The organism is Burkholderiaceae bacterium DAT-1 (assembly GCA_019084025.1).
Taxonomy (GTDB): domain Bacteria; phylum Pseudomonadota; class Gammaproteobacteria; order Burkholderiales; family Chitinimonadaceae; genus DAT-1.
Window position 1 is genome coordinate 73,236 of sequence record JAHRBI010000004.1, and the last position, 19,256, is coordinate 92,491.

Here is a 19,256-nt window from a genome sequence, read left to right on the forward strand (position 1 = left end):
ATGCAGCAAGAACAGCTTTTTGAGCGGGCTTCCGGGCCACGCATTGCCATTGTCGCCGGAGAAGCCTCCGGCGATTTACTTGGTGCCAGTCTGGTCGCAGCCATCAAGCGACGACTGCCGGATGCGCAGTTCGCCGGTATTGCCGGGCCCCAGATGCAGGCTGAAGGCGTGAAATCCATCTGTGCGATGGAACGGCTCTCAGTGATGGGATACGTCGAAGTACTCAAGCATCTGCCCAGCCTACTTCGCCTGCGTCGCGACCTGAAAAAGCGCTTATTGCGTGAGCGCCCCGATGTATTTATTGGGGTTGATGCGCCCGATTTTAATTTTTCGATCGAAAAGACGATGCGATCGGCGGGTATTCCTTCGCTGCACTACATTAGCCCGTCAATCTGGGCATGGCGGCCCAAGCGCATCAACAAGATTCGCAAATCCAGCAGTGAAGTGCTGTGTGTCTTTCCCTTCGAAAAGCCGATCTATGATCGCGCCGGGTTAAAGGCAAGTTATGTCGGACATCCTGTCGCTGACGAAATGCCCGTGGTGGTCAAGCAGCACGAGGTGCGAGAGCTCATTGGCGTAGGCGCACAGCAGAAGGTCCTCGCATTTTTGCCGGGCAGCCGGCAAAGTGAGGTGGCACGCCATGCCGAGTTGTTCATTCAAACAGCCAAGATGATTTGCGCAACTTGGCCGACCGCGCAGATTCTCGTTCCACTGGTGACTCGGGAAACGCGTGTACTCTTCGAGAACGCCATTTATGCGCATAAGGCACAGGATCTCCCCATTCGCATGATGTTTGGTCATGCTCAGGAAGCCATGCAGGCCGCCGATGCAATTCTGGTGGCGTCAGGTACGGCTACGCTCGAGGCGATGCTGGCCAAGCGACCGATGGTAGTGACTTACAAGCTGAGTCCTACGACGTACCGCATGGCTAAGCGCAAAATGCTGCTGCCGTACGTGAGCTTACCCAATGTGCTGGCGGGCGAATTCATTGTGCCGGAGTTTATTCAAGACGATGCGACGCCCGAGAATCTCTACCAGGCGCTGCGAAATGCACTTGAGGATCGTACCTATGCGGCAAAGCTGGAAGCGAGATTCACTGAGCTGCATCAATCCTTAAAGCAGAATGCTGCCGAGCGCGCGGCCGATGCTGTACTTGCTTGGATACGTCGATGACGACTCATCTGATTGCTGGCGTGGATGAAGCCGGACGCGGGCCATTATCCGGGTCGGTCTTTGCTGCTGCGGTGATTCTGGGTGAGGGTCATGGCATCGTGGGACTGGCAGATTCCAAAAAGCTTTCAGAAGCTGCACGTGAGCGCCTCAGTCTGCAGATTAAGGAGCGCGCGCTAGCTTGGGCAGTTGCATCGGCAGATGCTGGTGAAATTGACCGCCTCAATATCCTTAAAGCCACCATGCTGGCGATGCAGCGCGCGGTCAATGCGCTCAGCGTAGTGCCGCATCATGTCCAGATTGATGGCAATCGCTGCCCAATCCTGCCAATGACATCCGAAGCGATTGTAAAGGGTGATGCCAAGGTACAGGTGATCTCCGCCGCCTCCATCCTGGCAAAAGTTGCGCGCGATGCCGAGGCGATGGCAATGGATGTCATGTACCCGCAATTTGGTTTCGCTCGCCACAAAGGTTATCCCACCCCCGAACATCTAGCGGCGCTTGAGCAATTCGGGCCCTGCAAAGCGCATAGACAATCGTTTGCCCCCGTCAGACTTGCCATGGGGAAATGCCAGGGCGAGCTCTGGTAAGTTAGCAACCTGTCCTAGGTTGTGGTGGGACAGAAATCTTCCCCATTCTTTTTGTCATTCCGGAAATCCGCCGTCTACACTGACATTGGCAGTGACCCCGTTGAGGTTGGTCAGTGCCTCAACGGAGGGGGTTGCCCGCGATGTTTGTCGTCATTGGCTACATTTTTATGCTGCTTTGTATCTTTGGTGCTTATGCGGCGCACGGTGGTGAACTGCATGTGCTCTGGCAGCCGGTTGAGTTAGTGATCATCTTTGGTGGTGCGATTGGCGCCATGATCGTAGGTTTTGGTGGCCCGCCGCTCAAGGCTACGGTGAAAGCACTCCCGACCGTGTTCAAGGGGTCTCCGTTCAGCAAGGCGTTTTATATGGACCTGTTCGCCTTGATGTTTGAGATTCTCTCCAAGGTGCGTAAAGAAGGTCTGATGTCCATCGAAACGGATATTGAAAATCCGGACAGCAGCCCACTTTTTTCCAAGTATCCCAATATCTTGCATGATCATCATGTGGTTGAATTTATTACGGATTATTTGCGATTGATGGTGGGTGGCAATCTGAATGCATTTGAAATTGAAAATCTGATGGATGTCGAAATTGAAACCCACCATCACGAGGCGGAAGGGCCTTCCGGTGCAATTGCCAAACTGGGGGATGCGCTGCCTGCCTTCGGTATTGTGGCTGCGGTGATGGGCGTTGTGCATACGATGGGTTCACTTCACTTGCCACCGTCAGAGCTGGGGAAGCTGATTGGTGCGGCGCTCGTGGGTACGTTTATGGGTATTTTGCTGGCCTATGGTTTTGTTGGCCCGCTTGCCACTATTCTCGAGGCCAAAGCCAATGACAGCACCAGAGTGTTCCAAACCATCAAGGTAACATTGCTGGCAAGTTTGAATGGCTATGCACCACAGGTTGCTGTGGAATTCGGTCGGAAGGTGCTGGAGTCTGGTGTCCGTCCATCCTTCGCCGAGCTTGAAGAGTTTGTAAAGAACGCCAAGGGTAAGTAAACCTGCGTGAATGTGAAGGGAGACGCCGGTGAGTGATGATTCCCAACGGCCCATTATCGTCAAGCGAATCAAAAAGGGCGGCCATGGACACCATGGTGGCGCCTGGAAGATCGCCTATGCCGACTTTGTAACGGCGATGATGGCCTTCTTTCTTCTGATGTGGCTGCTTGGCTCAACGACTAAAGGTGATTTAAAAGGGATTGCCGACTACTTCCAGAACCCGTTCAAAGTTGCAATGGCGGGCGGGAGCGGGGCGGGCGAATCCCAGTCGATCACGCAGGGCGGTGGTTTGGATCTATCCAAGCAGGCTGGGGATATTCGTCGTGTCCGTGCGAAGGACGTCGAGAAAAAACGTCTACAGTCGCTGAAGGCCAAAATTGAAAAAGCGATTAATCAATCTGATGGCAAGCTGGGTCAATTCAAAGACCAGATCATGTTGGATGTCACGCCCGAGGGGCTTCGTATCCAGATTGTTGATCAGCAGAACCGGCCAATGTTCAAGAGTGGTAGTTCTCAGCTTGAAACGTACGCTAACGATATCCTGAAAGAGCTAGCCAGCATTCTCAATGATGTCCCCAATAAGCTCAGCTTGTCAGGGCATACCGATGCATCGGGATTCAGTGCGGGCGAGAAGGGATTCAGTAACTGGGAACTATCGGCTGATCGCGCCAACGCCTCCCGTCGTGCATTATTGAATGGCGGAATGGAAACCGAAAAAGTATTGCGGGTGGTGGGACTAGCCGATGCAGTGCCATTCGATAAAGATAACCCCGCGAATCCGGTAAACCGGCGTATCAGTTTAATTGTACTGAATCGAGAAGCCGAGGAAGGCATTCTGAAGCTCGCGGGCAAGCAGGCAGGTGAAGGCGGAGACGCGGAGCAAGGGGATAAACCGGCTGAGGCGGTTGGCCCATGAAGACTCGGTCACCTATTCCAATCGCACTCTTTATTCAGGCCACCTCACTCGCGCTCGCCTACGTGTCGGTCGAGGATAAGGCGCTGTATTTACAGCCAATCATTGCCGTGTTGCTGTCATCTGCCTTGAAGCAGCCATGGTGGTGGCGCGTGATACACGCCACATTTTTCCCGCTCCTCCTGCTGATGCATATCGTACCAGTCCCGTCTTGGTTCTGGTTGGTCATGTTCATATTGAGCTGGTTTGTATTTGGGGGCGTTCACCGCAATCGAGTCCCACTCTACTTGAGTAGTCAGCGAGCCGTTTCCGCGCTGTGCGAAGTACTCCCCATGGGGGCGCATGTGCTGGATATCGGGTCGGGTACCGGAACGGTGCTTATTGGATTATCACGTCGCCCGGATCTTAAGTTGAGTGGGGTCGAGCACGCATGGGGCCCCTGGTTGCTGGGGCAGATCCGCCTGCGCCTTGGCCGCATTCAGGCACGACTGGATAGAAAAGACATGCTGGCGATGGATTGGCGTCCATTTAATGTGGTGTATGCATTTCTGTCCCCGGCGGCGATGCCAGATGTATGGGCAAAAGCAGAGCGTGAGTTAAGTAGTGGCGCATGGCTGGTCAGCAATAGTTTTCCTGTTGAGGGACGACCCGTTGATCGCGTCATCGAAATCGGCGAATCAGAGGGAGCTCGCCTTTACCTATGGCAGATGCCCTGAAGACACCGGCAGTTGCCGGAAACAATGATGCGTGGCTTGCCTGGTGGCTAGCCCGCCCCATTCCTATTCTGAAATCCACCAAGCGGATGTTCAAGCAGCTTGCTGGCAGGCTCGCATCCGTGCGCATGGATGAAGTGGTATCGGCAGTCCTGAAAGATCCTTTACTCACGGCATACGCTTTACGTGCAATTAATCTGCGCGAACGTAGCAGTCTGGCAGCAGATATTGTCTCTATCGAAGCGACTGTGCTCATGATGGGGATGGAAAACCTGATTCACCAGTTTTGCGAGCTGCCAGAAGTGGAAGAGATTCTGCTTCCGGGGCATCCCAAAGTGTATGCCGAGCTATTGGGCGAAGTCGCTACTGCCAGATTTAGCGCGAGAGTAGCCAGAACAATGGGGGGGATGCGTTACGACGCCCGTCTGGACGAAATATTTGTCACGGCGCTGGTCGCACGGTTACCCGCTATGCTGCGCTTACTCGAAAAGGGCTATGCGGAGAAAGTGCCAAGCTGCGATCCTGCCACCATGACACTGCAGCTCTTTACCCGCTGGCGACTTCCCGATGTGTTTACCGCTTTATTGGATGAAAGCGGCACGCTGACCCAGCGAGCCCAGTTGCAACAGGCTGTGCTTTATATGTGTGACTCTCTGCAAGCCGGATGGTGGGCCGCGGGAGTAGATGAATCCTTGGATGTTATCTCCCGTACCCTCAGTACGGACAGGCAGGCTGTATGGGCTGAAGTAACACGCATCATGCTGCACTTCGCTCATAAAGATTGGCCTTACAAACAGATCTATTCGCCAGCGCGCTGGCTGGCCATGCTGCCCGGACCGTGGCCTGATGAACGGCCTAAACCTGCCCAGACTGCGAAGCCCAGTTTTGGCGATTACTGTCGCGAGATCAAACGCGCAGGCGAGGGGGATGCAAGTTTCAATCAGATCATGGCGTTAACCATTCGCGCGCTGTCTGACGCTGTGCTGCTGGAACGAATCTGCTTCATGCTGCTGATGCCGGGACATAACGCCATCAAGACCCGCTATGTGATTGGCGCCGAAATGAGTGATCCCTTGCGCACCTTGCAAGTGGAACTAGAGGCGCCTCATCTAGTCACCAAACTGATGCTCAAACAGCAGTCCTTCTGGATGACAGATCAAAACCGCCCGCAGTATGCCAAGCTGGTGCCATCTGCACTTTTGCAGGCCGTTGGCAAAACGGAGTTTGCCGTGATGTCGCTCCATGTCGAAGAAAAACCGGTGGGGCTGTTTTATGCAGACAAAAAAGGCGCATCGCTCTCTGAAGCCCAGTACAATGCGTTCAAACAAGTCTGTCTATTGACAGCCCAAGCCCTGACCACTCAGGCACGCAGACTGACCGCTAAAAAGTAGATGCGTGCCTCTTCGTATTGAGCCCGTGCATTCATGGAAGTTATCCGTTCCAGACAAAATTTGCAGATTAAAAGTTGTGCAAAACTCATCGAAAGCAGGCGTGAGCGCCTAAAAACCGGCCGCGCAGTACTGGATGGCATTCATCTCATTGAGGCCGCGCTCGACGCTGGCATGCAGATAGAACGCGTCCTGGTGGCAGAGTCAGCCTCAATCAAGCCGGAAATCGCCATCCTGATGACCCGATGCGATGGCGTAAGTATCATTGACGACGCCTTGTTTCGTGAATTAAGCGATTTAGACAGTATGACCGGTGTGCTGGCCATTCTGGCTGTACCCAAGATGCGTACTTGCGTGCGTCAAGGATGGGTACTCGCCCTCGATACAGTGCAGGATCCTGGCAATGTAGGTTCGCTCATGAGGACTGCGGTTGCTGCCGGTGTCGATCAAATCTGGCTGGGGGAGGGATGCGCGGACATTTGGTCGCCCAAGGTGCTTCGCGCCGGTATGGGCGCACACTTCTCGGTTGATATGGTGGAGCGCGTAGATTTACCTACGCAACTGAAGGCATTTGGCGGGGATATTGCAATAACTGGCCTGGATGGAAGCCGTAGCCTCTATGAATCCAATCTCACGGCAGACTTGGTGCTGGTGCTCGGGAATGAGGGGCAGGGTGTATCCATGGCGGTTCGCGAGTGTGCTGATGTTGTGTTGAAAATTCCCATGGCGCCGGGCATCGAGTCGCTGAATGTTGGCGCTGCGGGGGCAATCTGCATGTATGAACGTGTACGCCAGCATGCGCACACGATCGGCTAGGGGCAATTCATGACCTCGGGCGCATCACTTGAACTGACATTGCGTTGCCCGATTGCTTGGCGTGATCGAGCAGCGTTACCCCTTAATCCGGTCCTGGTCATGAGCGTACTCGCTGATATGGAGGCCGCAGCAGCTATGCCCGAATCCGGGGAGGATGCGCTTAGCCGCATTATCCCCAGACTTGATCTAGGTTTGCAGTTGCTTGCCGGTTTGTGGGCTGAAAAGCACGATCTGCTGCCGTGTGAGGATGTTCAGGTGAGTCTTGAGGGGGCGTCGTGGAAAAGCGAGCAGCCGCCCTGTCCGGGCGCGGAGGGATACGTTTGGCTCACGCCCTCCAGGCAGTTGCCGCTGCCTTTGATCTTGCCTGCACGGGTTCTCTCTGCGGATGATGGTTTGACCTGTGTTGTCTGGCAATTTACATCGGATGTCGAGCAGGACTGGTTTTCCCGAACGCTGTTCAGATATCATCGGCGCGATATTCAAACAAGAAAGCGCGAAGGTTGATTGCATGAAGTGTCTACCCGAATCCTGGAAATCATTACTCGAGACTCGGGTACCACAAACAACATGGTCGGCAATTGAGGCATTTCTACTTCATGAAGAAGCTGCAGGGAAGATCATTTATCCGCCAGCGGATCAGCGATTCTCCGCGCTGACCCTTACGTCGCCTGATGCCGTCAAAGTGGTAATTCTTGGGCAGGATCCCTATCACGGCGAAGGTCAGGCGCATGGTTTATCTTTCTCTGTGCCCAAGGGTGTTCGCCCCCCGCCTTCCTTGCAAAATATCTTCAAGGAAATACAGCGCGATTTGGGATATGCGCCACCGGGGCACGGTGATCTGAGCGCCTGGGCCCGTCAAGGTGTCTTGTTGTTGAATACCGTGCTCTCTGTTGAGGCCGGTAAGGCAGGCTCACATCAGAAACGTGGCTGGGAGGATGTGACCGACGCCCTTGTGCGCGGATTGTCCAGCACGCACGAGGGGATTGTATTCATGCTATGGGGCAGTCACGCCGAAAAAAAGGCGAGCCTGATCGATGCGAGCAAGCACCTTATTTTACGTAGTCCACATCCTTCGCCATTATCAGCCTATCGCGGCTTTATCGGAAACGGCCACTTTTCCGCCGCGAATCGATTTCTTGTCCAGCATCAGCAATCAGACATTAACTGGAAGCTCGACTCATCCATTTGATTCCAAACAGGCTAGTCTTGCATTAAGCCCGCCCGAACCCCGCGGCGATAGCGGATGATAATGTATGTCATGGTTAAGGCGAGCAAACTGCCAAAACCAATGATGATGCCGATCATGGGCGGCAAACCTGTCGCGAAAAACTGTCGAGCGGGGCTCGTCAAGGTGTCTGGTATCGGCGTGCTCAAATAGCGAACCACCAGCGCGTGAGCACCGACCAGGACTAGAATGCCGAGATTCTCGTTGAAGTTCTGCACTGCGATGGAATGCCCTGCACCCATCAGCATGTGCCCGCGATGCTGCAGCATGGCATTCAGCGGAACCACAAAGAAACCGCCGAGTGCGCCAACGGCAAAAATAAATACCGCCGCGACATGTACGTTGTACACGAAGATCATGCTCACCATCATCACACCCATCAGGACGCCAGCAGGCAATACACGGAAGGCCTGTTCAAGTTTGATGTAGCGTCCTGCGAGAATGGCACCAAAAGCCGTCCCAAAGGCGACGACTGCGACCAGACGGGTTGCCTGTTCCAAATTGAATGACAGCCAGAGTACGGCCCAGTTGATGACCACTAGCCGCATTGTGGCGCCCGCACCCCAAAATAGCGTGGTGACAGCAAGCGACAGCTGTCCCTGTGGATCCAGCCACAGGCGTTTGAGGCAGTCAATAAACTCGCGAATGAGCAAGAGCGGGTTCAGGCTTAATGGCTTGATCACGACGTCAAGCTTTGGAATGTAACGATTGATCCAAGCTGCACTGAGGTAGAGTAGCGTAATGACGCAAATCGCCAGAATAGATGCGTCAAGCGGGAATCCATAACCATGCAGCAGCGCATTCATACGGGGACCTGCCAACAGGCCGCCTAATACAGTGCCGAAAATAATCGCACTGACCGTGGCACCCTCTAACCAACCGTTTGCCTCGACCAATCTATTGTGAGGAAGATATTCCGTAATGAGGCCATACTTGGCTGGAGAGTACACTGCCGCACCAAATCCAACCAAGGCATAGGACAGGATGGGGGGCATACCGACCAGCATGCCGATGCATCCGGCCAGTTTGATCGTATTGCAGATCATCATGGCACGGCCCTTATGCATAGAGTCGGCGAATGACCCTGCAAATGGCGCAACCAAGACGTAGGACACAGTGAACGACCACAGCAGCATCGACTGATGCCACTCCGGCGCATGCTGACTTTTAAGGAGTGCCATTGCGGCAATGAACAGTGCATTGTCTGCAAGCGCAGATAGAAATTGTGCACCCAGTATCGTGAAAAAGCCGCGATTCATTAAGCGTTTATACCCGTTTCACGTCTGGTTTCATGAAGATACATGGTGAGAAATCCCATCTAAGATGGGGCATTTATACCATGAATGTGTGCAAGTTGAAGTGGCGCATTTCAATTTGTAATACGCGCTTGTCCGAACGCAAAGGGAAAAATCGAGCCTGTGATATGATGCCGGCCTGTTTTGTCACCCGGCTTGCCCTATGGACTTCCTCTCGCCACTACTGGCCTGCTTTACTGAGTATGGTTATCTGGCGGTTTTTTCTGTTCTGATGCTGTGTGGATTCGGGATTCCGATTCCTGAAGACGTCAGTCTGGTTGCTGGTGGCATCATTGCCGGACTCGGCTACGCAAATCCCCATTTGATGGTGCTTGTTGGATTGGCCGGCGTGTTGGGGGGGGATGCGTTGATCTTCTTTATCGGGCGGCATTATGGCAATCGCGTGCTTGCCTATGGTCCTGTTTCAAGATTCATGACCCCCGACCGTGTTGACGCAGTAGAGCGAAAATTTACTCATTACGGTAAGCGGATGATGTTCATGGCACGTTTTCTTCCGGGCATGCGCACAGCAATTTTTTTATGTGCAGGCATGTGCGGTAAGGTGTCGGCCAAACGCTTTTTCTTTTCGGATGGACTTGCCGCGTTGCTCAGCGTGCCATTTTGGGTTTACCTCGGGTATGCCGGAGCCAGCAATCGAGACTGGCTGCTCATGTGGATGCACCGGGGGCAGCTCAGCATCCTGTCTGTCGTGGGTGTGATAATTGCACTTCTGTGCTGTTATTCGCTCGTAAAACGGATAAAACGAAGTAAATCGTGCATTTGCAAATAGAAAATCAAGGGCCTTCGGGCCCTTTATTTCTTGTTATGCTGCGTTGCACTAAGTCTTGGGCGCAAAAGTTCTAATTCTGCGCATTCTATGCACTTGTTTTAACCAACGGCATTGATTAGATTGGTAGTTTTTTTGCCCGAGGGAAGACATGGCGCTCATAGTACAGAAGTATGGCGGCACCTCAATGGGCTCGCCTGAGCGTATCAAGAATGTTGCGCGCCGGGTGGCCCGGTATCGTGCCGAGGGGCATGATCTGGTAGTTGTGGTTTCAGCCATGAGTGGCGAAACCAATCGCTTAATCGCACTGGCAAAGGAAATTCAGGCCAGTCCGGATCCACGTGAGCTGGATGTCATTATTTCGACTGGCGAACAGGTCACTATTGGCCTGTTGGCCATGGCACTGAAAGACTTGGGTCTGGATGCGCGCAGTTACACAGGCGCCCAGGTCAAGATTCTGACCGATAGTGCCTTTACTAAAGCCCGTATTCAGCATATCGACGATGCCGCCATGCGCGCAGATCTCGCTGCTGGCCGCGTGGTGATCGTGGCTGGCTTCCAGGGTATGGATGCAGAAGGCAACATCACCACGCTGGGTCGCGGCGGTTCCGATACCACGGGTGTGGCGCTGGCTGCAGCGCTTAAAGCCGAAGAGTGCCAGATTTACACGGACGTGGATGGCGTGTACACCACCGATCCGCGTGTCGTGCCGGAAGCACGCCGCCTGAAAACGGTGACCTTTGAAGAAATGCTGGAAATGGCCAGCTTGGGCTCCAAGGTTCTGCAAATTCGTTCGGTCGAATTTGCCGGTAAATATAAGGTCAAGTTACGCGTACTGTCCTCCTTCCAGGATGAAGGCGAGGGCACGCTGATTACGTTTGAGGAACAAGAGAACATGGAAAAGGCGATTATCTCCGGTATCGCATTCAATCGAGATGAGGCGCGTATCAATGTGGTGGGCGTGCCGGATAAGCCTGGCATGGCCTATCAAATTCTTGGCCCGATTGCGGATGCAAACATCGACGTCGACATGATCATTCAGAATGTCGGCGCCGAGGGAACGACTGATTTCTCCTTCACGGTTCACCGCAACGATTTCAATCGCGCACTGACGATCCTGGAAGGCGTGCAGGCGCATATCGGCGGCAAGTCGGTATCTGGCGATGACAAGATCTGCAAGGTCTCTGTCGTGGGTGTTGGCATGCGTTCGCACGTCGGGATTGCGTCCACCATGTTCCGCACGCTGGCGGAGGAGGGGATCAATATCCAGATGATCTCGACGTCGGAAATTAAGATTTCCGTTGTACTGGACGAGAAATATCTTGAGCTGGCCGTCCGTGTCTTGCACAAGGCATTCGGACTGGATCAGGAGTTCTAAACACTCCACCGAAAAAAAGTTGCAATTAATGCTTGACGTGGGCGTGTAGGCTTGTAATAATGCGCCCCTCTTGTGACGGAGAAGTGGCCGAGAGGTCGAAGGCACTCCCCTGCTAAGGGAGCATACGGGCCAAAACTCGTATCGAGGGTTCGAATCCCTCCTTCTCCGCCAGTAAGAAAAAATGGATGCGCCCGTAGCTCAGCTGGATAGAGTACTTGGCTACGAACCAAGGGGTCAGGAGTTCGAATCTCTTCGGGCGCGCCAACCAAATTAAACAATTGTGAATGCTGTAGACTATACTGATATTCTCAATTCAAAGATAGTGCGCCCGTAGCTCAGCTGGATAGAGTACTTGGCTACGAACCAAGGGGTCAGGAGTTCGAATCTCTTCGGGCGCGCCAATTTAAAAAAAGCCACGCATTGCGTGGCTTTTTTTTATTTTTATCTCGTCAATCGTCATGTCAAATATTTCCGACTAGCAAAGTGCGAGTGATGCAAAATAGCAACAAACCATGTTGGTGTGCCACTGGTACGTAATTGATTTTTAAGGCTAAAATATCAATAGCACAATGGCATGAGTGGATGGCTTAATATTGTGCGGCGCACAACCTTTTTTCGTTGCCCTGCGATTACGAAGTGACTAATATCCGACGTCTGTCCATTACAGGTTGTATACGCAAGTTGATTCTGGTCAAATATATATAATGATCAAGTGGACTTGTTGTGGTATTGATCTGGTATGGTGTAGGATTGCATTGCATTAGTTGGCTGTGTGTGGGACGCTTCAGTTATGTCTGCTTCAGTAGAAGCGCATACTGATTATGTGCCAAGGAGTCGATGCCGAAAGGTATCGTGTTGCTTAATCCTACTCGAACGCATGTCGAGTAAAGAGGGTCAAACATGGATTATGCGCAAGAACAGAGGAATCCGAGAAAGCACGTTGTTGGCTTCTCGATTGTGATTCTTCTGCACGTTGTGTTGATTTATGCCTTGATGAACGGGCTCGGGCGCAAGATTGTCAAGCTTGTGCAAAAGCCTATCGAGGTGAAAATTGTCGAAGAGGTGAAGCCGCCTCCTCCCCCTGAAACCCCGCCGCCCCCGCCTCCCAAGACGGATGCGCCGCCTCCTCCGTTTATGCCGCCGGTTGAAGTACAGGTTCCGCAAGCGCAGGTTGTAACGAACACCCCGCAAGTTAACACGACAAGTGTCGTGCCTACTGCGCCGGTTCGTCCTCAGCCTCCCGCTCCGTCAGCGCCCGCTCCGGCACCGGCTCATGCGAAGGCAAGTGCTGCATCGTGTCCTAACTGGGAAACTGCAGTTAAGGATTTCAGCATCAAGCTGTCGAAACTTGCCGAAGAAGAAAATCTTTCTCCTGGCAAAGTTGAAATCGACCTTGAAGCTTCGGTTTCCGGCGATGGCGCACTCAGCGAGCCCGTTATACTTAAGTCAACTAATTCAGCTGTGAACAATCTTGCTAAACAGCTTGCTCGTAGACTGAAGTGTAATAGTGGCGGAAGCTCGAAGATTCAAGTTCCACTGGTGTTCTACATTCCCGACTAAGCAAAACCAGCGTCTGGTGTGTAAATCCCCAAGCGGAAACGCTTGTTAGTAGTTGAAAAGTTTTAATGAGTTCCGGTGCAGTGCTTTGTACTGCATGCCGGGTTAAGTGGTAGTTTTTGACTTTCGATTATCGAGTCAACCTAGCTTAAGGAGCTGGAAGGATCATGTCTGTAGCAAACCGTTTGTCCGCACTCATTGCGGCAGTTGCTCTTGTTGCGGCACCGGCGGCAACGCTTTTCGTTTCCCAAGCAGCGTACGCTGAAGATGCAGCGCCTGCAGCTGCAGCCCCTGCTGCTGATGCTGCTGCTCCGGCCGCCGCACCTGCAGCAGAAGCTGCTAAGGATGCAGCTGCCCCTGCAGGCGAGCAACATACGCCTAACGAACTGGTGCACGCTTGGGAAAGTGGTGACTCCGTATCCCACGGTACCTTCATCATCCTGCTGATTATGTCGGTTGCATCTTGGTACATTCTGTTCACCAAGCTGTGGGAACAGTCAAAGCTGAATCGTCAGGCTAAAGCTGCTCGTGAAAACTTCTGGAGCTCCGGTTCCGTGAAGACTGGCGTTGGCGCCCTGGATGACGGCAGTGCTTTCCGCTACATTGCTGAAACCGCTCTGACCGCCTCTGAGCACCATGAAGGTGCGCTGCTTGAGCAGATCGACCTGAACACATGGGTTGGTAATGCGATCGAGCGTTCGGTTGATAACGTTAACAGCCGCCTGCAAGATGGTCTGGCCGTTCTGGCAACCGTGGGTTCCACCTCGCCGTTTATCGGTCTGTTCGGTACCGTTTGGGGTATCAAGAACGCGCTGGGTACCATCGCTCAATCCGGTCAGCCGTCAATCGACAAGGTTGCAGGTCCGGTGGGTGAAGCGCTGATCATGACTGCTTTCGGTCTGTTCGTTGCTGTTCCTGCAGTTCTGGCATACAACTGGCTGATCCGCCGTAACAAGGGTGCGATGGAACAAGTTCGTGCATTTGCTGCTGATCTGCACAATGTTCTGATCGGTGGCGGTAAGGCTGCAAAGCGAGGCTAAGCCATGAGTATGAGTGTCGGGAGTGATTCGGGTGATAACGACTCAATGGTGTCGGAAATCAACACCACTCCACTCGTTGACGTGATGCTGGTGTTGCTGATCATCTTTTTGATTACGATTCCTGCAGCCGAACTTGTGAAGAAGGTGCCCCTCCCGAGGGAAACGATTACGCTGAACCAGTCCAAACCCGCAGATATTAATATCTCGGTGGACAAGGATGGCGAAATCTACTGGGGTATCCAGCATGTCGCCAGTAATGACGAACTGATGGATCGCCTGAAGAAGGAAGCCGTGAAGGTTCCGCAACCGGAAATCCATATTCACGGCGACCCCAACGGCCATTATGATGCGGTGGGTCGTGTGGCTACGGACTGTCAGCGTATGGGTATTCTGAAGGTAGGCTTCATTACCCAACCGCCGGACCGTGGCTGATACAACCCTCTAGAAAAGGAAGGAACGAACCATGGGCATGAGTGTTGGCTCTGGTAACTCCGGACAGATGGAAGTCATGGGGGAAATGAACACCACGCCGCTTATCGACGTGATGCTCGTTTTGCTGATCATGCTGATCATGACGCTCCCCATTCAGCTTCACTCTGTGAAGCTGGACTTTCCGCCGCCCTCGCAAAATACGAACGTGGAAGAGCCGGAAAAACATACCGTGATGATCGATTTCGATAACACGATATATCTGGATCAAAACGTCGTAGATATGGCGACGCTGGAAGGCAAACTGACTCAATATGCATCCGGTCCGCTGGAAAATCAGCCTACAGTGCTGATTCATCCGGACAAGATGGCATCCTACAAAGTGGTGGCAGCTGTATTGGCTTCATCGCAGCGTCTGGGTGTCACTAAGATCGGCCTGCTCGGTGGCGAGCAGTTCATGTAAGTCTGATACCGACACCGCATTGCGGTGTCGGTTTCTTTTATTCGCAAGATTCTGGATCAAGAACATAAATGAAGCGTACCCGCCCTTTATACGCAGGTCTGTTGGTATGGACCCTTCTTGGATTCCCGCTTGTTTCGCATGAAATGTCCAGCCCTGTCGCTGCGCATGCGGACGAAGCTTTGCGTGCAGATGTGGCTAAGCCCCTGCAACAAGCTGGTGCACTGATCAAATCCGGGAAGTACAAGGATGCATTGGCCAAAATTCACGATGCCGAAGGCGTGAGTGGCAAGAATGCTAACGAAACATTCATGATTGAGCGCATGCGCTTGAGCGCGGCCATGCCTGCAGGTGATTTGCAGCAGGCCAGCAAGGCCGCGGATGTCGTCCTTGCCTCAAGCAAGCTTTCTTCGAATGAGAAGCTGCAAGTCATGGAAGGTATGATCAGCCTGTATTCCCGCGCGGGTAATAATCAGGCTGCAGCGAGCTGGGTTGCACGCTACATGAAGGAAGGCGGCAATAATCCTCGCATTGCTGCTATGGCCAAGAACCTGCGCTTCTACAGTGGCGACTATGCAAACCTGGCTAAAGAACTGGGTGCCTCGGTTCGTGCTGAAGAAAAGGCTGGTCGTCGTTCATCTGAAGAAGATTTGCAACTGCTTGCCAATTGCTATCTGAAGTTGAAGGATGAGGCTGCGTATGCCGGTACCATGATTCGTCTGGTATCGCTGTATCCGAAAAAAGATTACTGGACAAATGTCTTATCTCAAGTGCGCCGCAAATCAGGGTTTGCTAATCGCTTGTCACTCGATCATTTCCGCCTGAAGTTGGCAACTGACAACCTGAAGACTGCTCCCGAATATATGGAGATGGCTCAGCTTGCTGTCCAGGAAGGATTTAACACTGAGGCCAAGAAGGTGGTTGATGCTGCCTATGCCGCTAACGTGTTTGGATCAGGGCAGGATGCTGATCGTCAAAAACGTCTGCGCGACATGGTTGCTAAGCGCCTTGCAGATGAAGGCAAAGCTGCCGCGCAGCTGGAAGCCGATGCAAATGCCAATGCGGACGGTTCGGCCGCAATTAATGTTGGTTTGAACCTGATTCAGCAAGGACAAACCGCAAAGGGTGTGTCTTTGGTTGAGGCTGGCCTGAAAAAGGGTAACTTCAAGCGTGAGGATGATGCCAAGCTGCGTGCAGGTATCGCATTTGTGGTTGCTGGTCAGAAAGCCAAGGCTGCACAGGTACTGAAGGGTGTGAATGGCAACGATGGCTCGTCCGATCTTGCCAAGCTGTGGGCGATCAAATAAGCCTACCTATGTTTGCACGAAAAAACGGGTGCTAGTTAGCGCCCGTTTTGTTTTTCTGGCGCAGTTTTATTTTACGAAGTGCAGGAGTCTTGTCGATTGACGATGAGTTTCCTGCAGCGTACATTTTCGGCGACGAAATCCGTATTGGCATGATTGACATGCTTGAATCAAAGGAGAAGAAGATGGCCGTTTTGGTTGGCAAGCAAGCCCCTGATTTTACTGCAGCTGCAGTGCTCGCAACCGGCGAGATGAATGAGCAATTCACATTCTCGGCTGCCGTTAAAGGCAAATATGCAGTGCTGTTTTTTTACCCGCTGGATTTCACTTTTGTCTGCCCTTCAGAGCTGATTGCCTTCGATCATCGAATCGAGGAATTCAAAAAGCGCAATGTCGAAGTGATTGGCGTGTCCATTGACAGTCAGTTCACGCACGCTGCCTGGCGCAATACGCCGGTAGATAAGGGCGGCATTGGTCCCGTGAAGTACACACTGGTCGCTGACATCAAGCATGAAATTTGTCAGGCATACGATGTGGAGCTGGCAAGTGACGGGGTTGCACTGCGTGGTTCATTCCTCATTGATCGCAATGGTATGGTGCAGCATCAGGTGGTGAATAACCTGCCGCTTGGCCGTGATATTGATGAGATGCTGCGTGTTGTGGATGCCTTGCAGTTCACAGAAGAGCATGGTGAGGTTTGCCCCGCAGGCTGGAAGCAAGGCAAGGCCGGTATGGCAGCGAGTGCTGATGGTGTGGCAGATTACCTAGCAAAGAATGCTGCGCAACTGTAATCCACGTTGCTTGAATGAAAAAGCCGCCCAGTGATTGAGGGCGGCTTTTGTCTGTTCATGGCTGCCTGTTGTAATGGTTATTTCAGAAAGCCATTGGTAATCGGATAGCGCCAGTCCTTGCCGAAACCGCGCGGGGTAATCCGTGCGCCAACGGCAGACTGCCTGCGCTTGTACTCATTCACTTTGAGTAGTTTCACCACGCGCATCACATCGGCCTCGGCAAAGCCTGCCTTGATGATGTCGGCGATGGATTCATTGCGCTCGACATAGCGCTCCATGATGGCATCGAGCACTTCGTAAGGCGGCAGACTATCCTGATCGACCTGATTGTCGCGCAGCTCTGCCGAAGGCGGACGGGTGATGATGCGCTCGGGAATGATCGCGCCCAGCGTATTTCGGTAGCGGCACAGGCGGAACACCAGCGTCTTGGCAATATCCTTGAGTACGGCATAGCCGCCGCACATATCGCCGTACAAAGTAGCGTAACCCGTGGTCATTTCCGACTTGTTGCCTGTTGTCAGGACGAGTCGGCCCGTTTTGTTCGACAAGGCCATCAGCAGCACACCACGAATGCGGCTCTGCAGATTTTCTTCGGTGGTATCTACCGGTAAGCCTGCGAACTGAGGTGCTAGTGCCTCAAGGAAGCTATTGAACATGGGTTCGATGGTGATCTCGTCGTATTGCACGTTCAGGCGCTTAATCATGTCGCGCGAATCATCCAGCGAAATATCTGCTGTATAGCGAGACGGCATCATAACGGCACGTACGTTATCCGCGCCCAGGGCATCCACAGCAATCGCTAGCGTCAGGGCAGAGTCGATCCCGCCTGACAGGCCGATGATAGCCCCCGGAAAGCGGTTCTTGCGGATGTAATCGCCGGTCGCCAGCACAAGCGCCTGATACACCGCAGCTTCCTCGTGAAGAACAGGTGCGATCTCGGACGATTGCAGATCGCCATCGCGGTATTCGAACACCCCACTGGCGGCGCTGAATGCCGGCAGACGCGCGACGATCTCGCCATTGCGGTTCATTGCGAATGAACCGCCGTCAAACACCAGTTCATCCTGTCCGCCAACTGCATTGCAATACACAATCGGCAACCCGGTTTCTTCCACACGATCGCGTACGATGCGCTCGCGTTCATCTTCCTTGCCCACATGGAATGGTGAAGCGTTGGGTACCAGAATGATATCCGCGCCGCAATCCGCGACTTCTGCGGCAGGTTCGAGATGCCAGATATCTTCACAGATCAGGATCCCGACATTTACGCTGCTACCGTCGTAACAGGCTTGTTCGAATACCAGCGACATGGCGCCCGGCGTAAAATAGCGGCACTCGTCGAACACTTCATTGTTCGGCAACTCCATCTTGTCGTAGCGACCCAGATAATTGCCGTCCCGCATCACGGTGACGCGATTGAAGCGCTCGTTCCCATCCATGTACGGGTGACCAATAACCAGCGTCACGTCGTCTGATGCATCCAGTAAGCGGTCGAGCTGTTCATTGCAGGCCCGATAGAAGCTGGGGCGCAGCAGCAGATCCTCTGGCGGGTAGCCGCTAATGGCGAGCTCAGGTACGAGCAGAATGTCTGCTTTTGCCGCTCTCGCCTTGTCGATCTCGGCGAGTATTTGATCGGTATTGCCTTTGAGGTCACCAACGGTGCCATTGAACTGGGCGATATGAATTTTCATGGGAGCCTACTTTCCGGCGTACAGCACAAACATGGCCGGACGTTTATTGAGTTCGGGGCGGGGATCGCGTTTCCAGCCTGATACCGGTTTACTGATGATCAGCTCATCCTCGGTAGACAGGTCGCGTGCCACGGTCAGCATGGTATCAGGTCGGCAGCTCTGCAGGATGGCATCGACCATGGCTGGATTGCGGTAAGGCGTTTCGATAAACAGTTGCGCTTCGTCCAGCTTGGATGAATCCTGTTCGATGGCCTGCAGGCGCGCTTTGCGCTCTGCGGCGTCTACAGGCAGGTAGCCATGGAAGCGGAAACGCTGGCCAGTTGCACCGGCAGCCATCAGTGCGAGCAATATCGATGACGGTCCAATGAGCGGGGAAACACGGAATCCACGCGCATGGGCCAGGCGAACAAGCAATGCGCCCGGATCGGCCACGCCGGGACAGCCTGCCTCACTCAGGATCGCGACATCATGCCCCGCTTCCAGTGGTGCCAGCAGGGCCGCTACAGCACTTGCGGGCGTATGTTCGTTCAACTCACTCATCTGCAGCGTCGAAATCTGCCGCTCCGGACCGTACTGCTTCAGAATGGCACGCGCCGTTTTCGGGTGCTCAACCACCCAGTGCTGGATGCGGTTGGCAAGCTGGATAACATCTGGCGGCAGGATGCTGCTCAGAGGAGACTCGCCCAGCGGGGCAGGCATCAGATACAA

20 protein-coding genes and 3 tRNA genes are annotated in these 19,256 nt (G+C 53.4%); 20 read left to right on the forward strand and 3 right to left on the reverse strand.

The annotated features are described in order from the left end of the window. The 9 genes from lpxB (at position 1) to ung (ending at position 7,780) form a co-directional block, all read left to right on the forward strand. The gene (lpxB, locus tag KSF73_08835; GenBank protein ID MBV1775821.1) at positions 1–1,173 is read left to right on the forward strand and encodes a lipid-A-disaccharide synthase; all 1,173 of its coding nucleotides are present in this window, start codon (positions 1–3) and stop codon (positions 1,171–1,173) included. Next, positions 1,170–1,760 carry a ribonuclease HII gene (rnhB, locus tag KSF73_08840; GenBank protein MBV1775822.1) on the forward strand — a complete coding sequence of 197 codons (591 nt, stop codon included), beginning with the start codon at positions 1,170–1,172 and terminating at the stop codon, positions 1,758–1,760. The genes lpxB and rnhB overlap by 4 nt, the downstream gene beginning before the upstream one ends. A gap of 140 nt (positions 1,761–1,900) precedes the next feature. Continuing rightward, positions 1,901–2,761, forward strand: a complete 861-nt coding sequence (motA, locus tag KSF73_08845; protein MBV1775823.1) for a flagellar motor stator protein MotA — start codon at positions 1,901–1,903, stop codon at positions 2,759–2,761. Between the two features lie 28 nt (positions 2,762–2,789). Further along, complete coding sequence (motB, locus tag KSF73_08850; GenBank protein ID MBV1775824.1) at positions 2,790–3,677, forward strand: flagellar motor protein MotB; 888 nt, start codon at positions 2,790–2,792, stop codon at positions 3,675–3,677. Continuing rightward, on the forward strand, positions 3,674–4,390 hold the full coding sequence (locus tag KSF73_08855) for a hypothetical protein (GenBank protein ID MBV1775825.1): 717 nt from the start codon (positions 3,674–3,676) through the stop codon (positions 4,388–4,390). The genes motB and KSF73_08855 overlap by 4 nt, the downstream gene beginning before the upstream one ends. Beyond that, entirely contained in the window at positions 4,375–5,778 is a 1,404-nt protein-coding gene (locus KSF73_08860) for a hypothetical protein (GenBank protein MBV1775826.1), read from the forward strand. The genes KSF73_08855 and KSF73_08860 overlap by 16 nt, the downstream gene beginning before the upstream one ends. Positions 5,779–5,811: 33 nt before the next feature. Further along, a complete protein-coding gene (locus KSF73_08865) occupies positions 5,812–6,591 on the forward strand; it encodes an RNA methyltransferase (GenBank protein MBV1775827.1) in 780 nt (259 codons plus the stop codon). A 99-nt stretch (positions 6,592–6,690) separates the two neighbouring features. Then, on the forward strand, positions 6,691–7,095 hold the full coding sequence (locus KSF73_08870) for a PilZ domain-containing protein (GenBank protein ID MBV1775828.1): 405 nt from the start codon (positions 6,691–6,693) through the stop codon (positions 7,093–7,095). Further along, the gene (gene ung, locus KSF73_08875) at positions 7,016–7,780 is read left to right on the forward strand and encodes a uracil-DNA glycosylase (GenBank protein MBV1775829.1); all 765 of its coding nucleotides are present in this window, start codon (positions 7,016–7,018) and stop codon (positions 7,778–7,780) included. The genes KSF73_08870 and ung overlap by 80 nt, the downstream gene beginning before the upstream one ends. Before the next feature lie 11 nt (positions 7,781–7,791). Here ung and lplT read toward each other — a convergent pair whose 3' ends face one another. Continuing rightward, complete coding sequence (gene lplT, locus KSF73_08880; protein MBV1775830.1) at positions 7,792–9,075, reverse strand: lysophospholipid transporter LplT; 1,284 nt, start codon at positions 9,073–9,075, stop codon at positions 7,792–7,794. Positions 9,076–9,274: 199 nt separating this feature from the next. Here lplT and KSF73_08885 point away from each other — a divergent pair, with 199 nt between their 5' ends. The 11 genes from KSF73_08885 (at position 9,275) to KSF73_08935 (ending at position 16,857) form a co-directional block, all read left to right on the forward strand. Further along, the gene (locus tag KSF73_08885) at positions 9,275–9,901 is read left to right on the forward strand and encodes a DedA family protein (GenBank protein ID MBV1775831.1); all 627 of its coding nucleotides are present in this window, start codon (positions 9,275–9,277) and stop codon (positions 9,899–9,901) included. Positions 9,902–10,049: 148 nt separating this feature from the next. After that, entirely contained in the window at positions 10,050–11,276 is a 1,227-nt protein-coding gene (locus KSF73_08890) for an aspartate kinase (GenBank protein ID MBV1775832.1), read from the forward strand. Positions 11,277–11,353: 77 nt separating this feature from the next. Next, positions 11,354–11,447, forward strand: a tRNA-Ser gene (locus KSF73_08895). 16 nt (positions 11,448–11,463) lie between these two features. Beyond that, positions 11,464–11,540 (forward strand) — tRNA-Arg (locus KSF73_08900). A 60-nt stretch (positions 11,541–11,600) separates the two neighbouring features. After that, positions 11,601–11,677 (forward strand) — tRNA-Arg (locus tag KSF73_08905). Between the two features lie 499 nt (positions 11,678–12,176). Next, positions 12,177–12,836 carry a hypothetical protein gene (locus KSF73_08910; protein MBV1775833.1) on the forward strand — a complete coding sequence of 220 codons (660 nt, stop codon included), beginning with the start codon at positions 12,177–12,179 and terminating at the stop codon, positions 12,834–12,836. Between the two features lie 164 nt (positions 12,837–13,000). Beyond that, positions 13,001–13,873: a MotA/TolQ/ExbB proton channel family protein gene (locus tag KSF73_08915; protein MBV1775834.1), complete on the forward strand. Its 873-nt coding sequence runs from the start codon at positions 13,001–13,003 to the stop codon at positions 13,871–13,873. A 3-nt stretch (positions 13,874–13,876) separates the two neighbouring features. Further along, positions 13,877–14,305 carry a biopolymer transporter ExbD gene (locus KSF73_08920; GenBank protein ID MBV1775835.1) on the forward strand — a complete coding sequence of 143 codons (429 nt, stop codon included), beginning with the start codon at positions 13,877–13,879 and terminating at the stop codon, positions 14,303–14,305. A gap of 31 nt (positions 14,306–14,336) precedes the next feature. Further along, complete coding sequence (locus tag KSF73_08925; protein MBV1775836.1) at positions 14,337–14,765, forward strand: biopolymer transporter ExbD; 429 nt, start codon at positions 14,337–14,339, stop codon at positions 14,763–14,765. A 68-nt stretch (positions 14,766–14,833) separates the two neighbouring features. Next, complete coding sequence (locus KSF73_08930) at positions 14,834–16,069, forward strand: hypothetical protein (protein ID MBV1775837.1); 1,236 nt, start codon at positions 14,834–14,836, stop codon at positions 16,067–16,069. Between the two features lie 182 nt (positions 16,070–16,251). Further along, the gene (locus KSF73_08935; GenBank protein MBV1775838.1) at positions 16,252–16,857 is read left to right on the forward strand and encodes a peroxiredoxin C; all 606 of its coding nucleotides are present in this window, start codon (positions 16,252–16,254) and stop codon (positions 16,855–16,857) included. 77 nt (positions 16,858–16,934) lie between these two features. Here the strand turns inward: KSF73_08935 and KSF73_08940 are convergent, their stop codons facing one another. Together KSF73_08940 and KSF73_08945 are read right to left on the reverse strand one after the other, a co-directional pair. Continuing rightward, positions 16,935–18,548, reverse strand: a complete 1,614-nt coding sequence (locus tag KSF73_08940; GenBank protein ID MBV1775839.1) for an NAD+ synthase — start codon at positions 18,546–18,548, stop codon at positions 16,935–16,937. A gap of 6 nt (positions 18,549–18,554) precedes the next feature. Next, positions 18,555–19,247, reverse strand: coding sequence for an SAM-dependent methyltransferase (locus KSF73_08945; protein MBV1775840.1), 693 nt, complete (start codon positions 19,245–19,247; stop codon positions 18,555–18,557). Between the last annotated feature and the right edge of the window lie 9 nt (positions 19,248–19,256).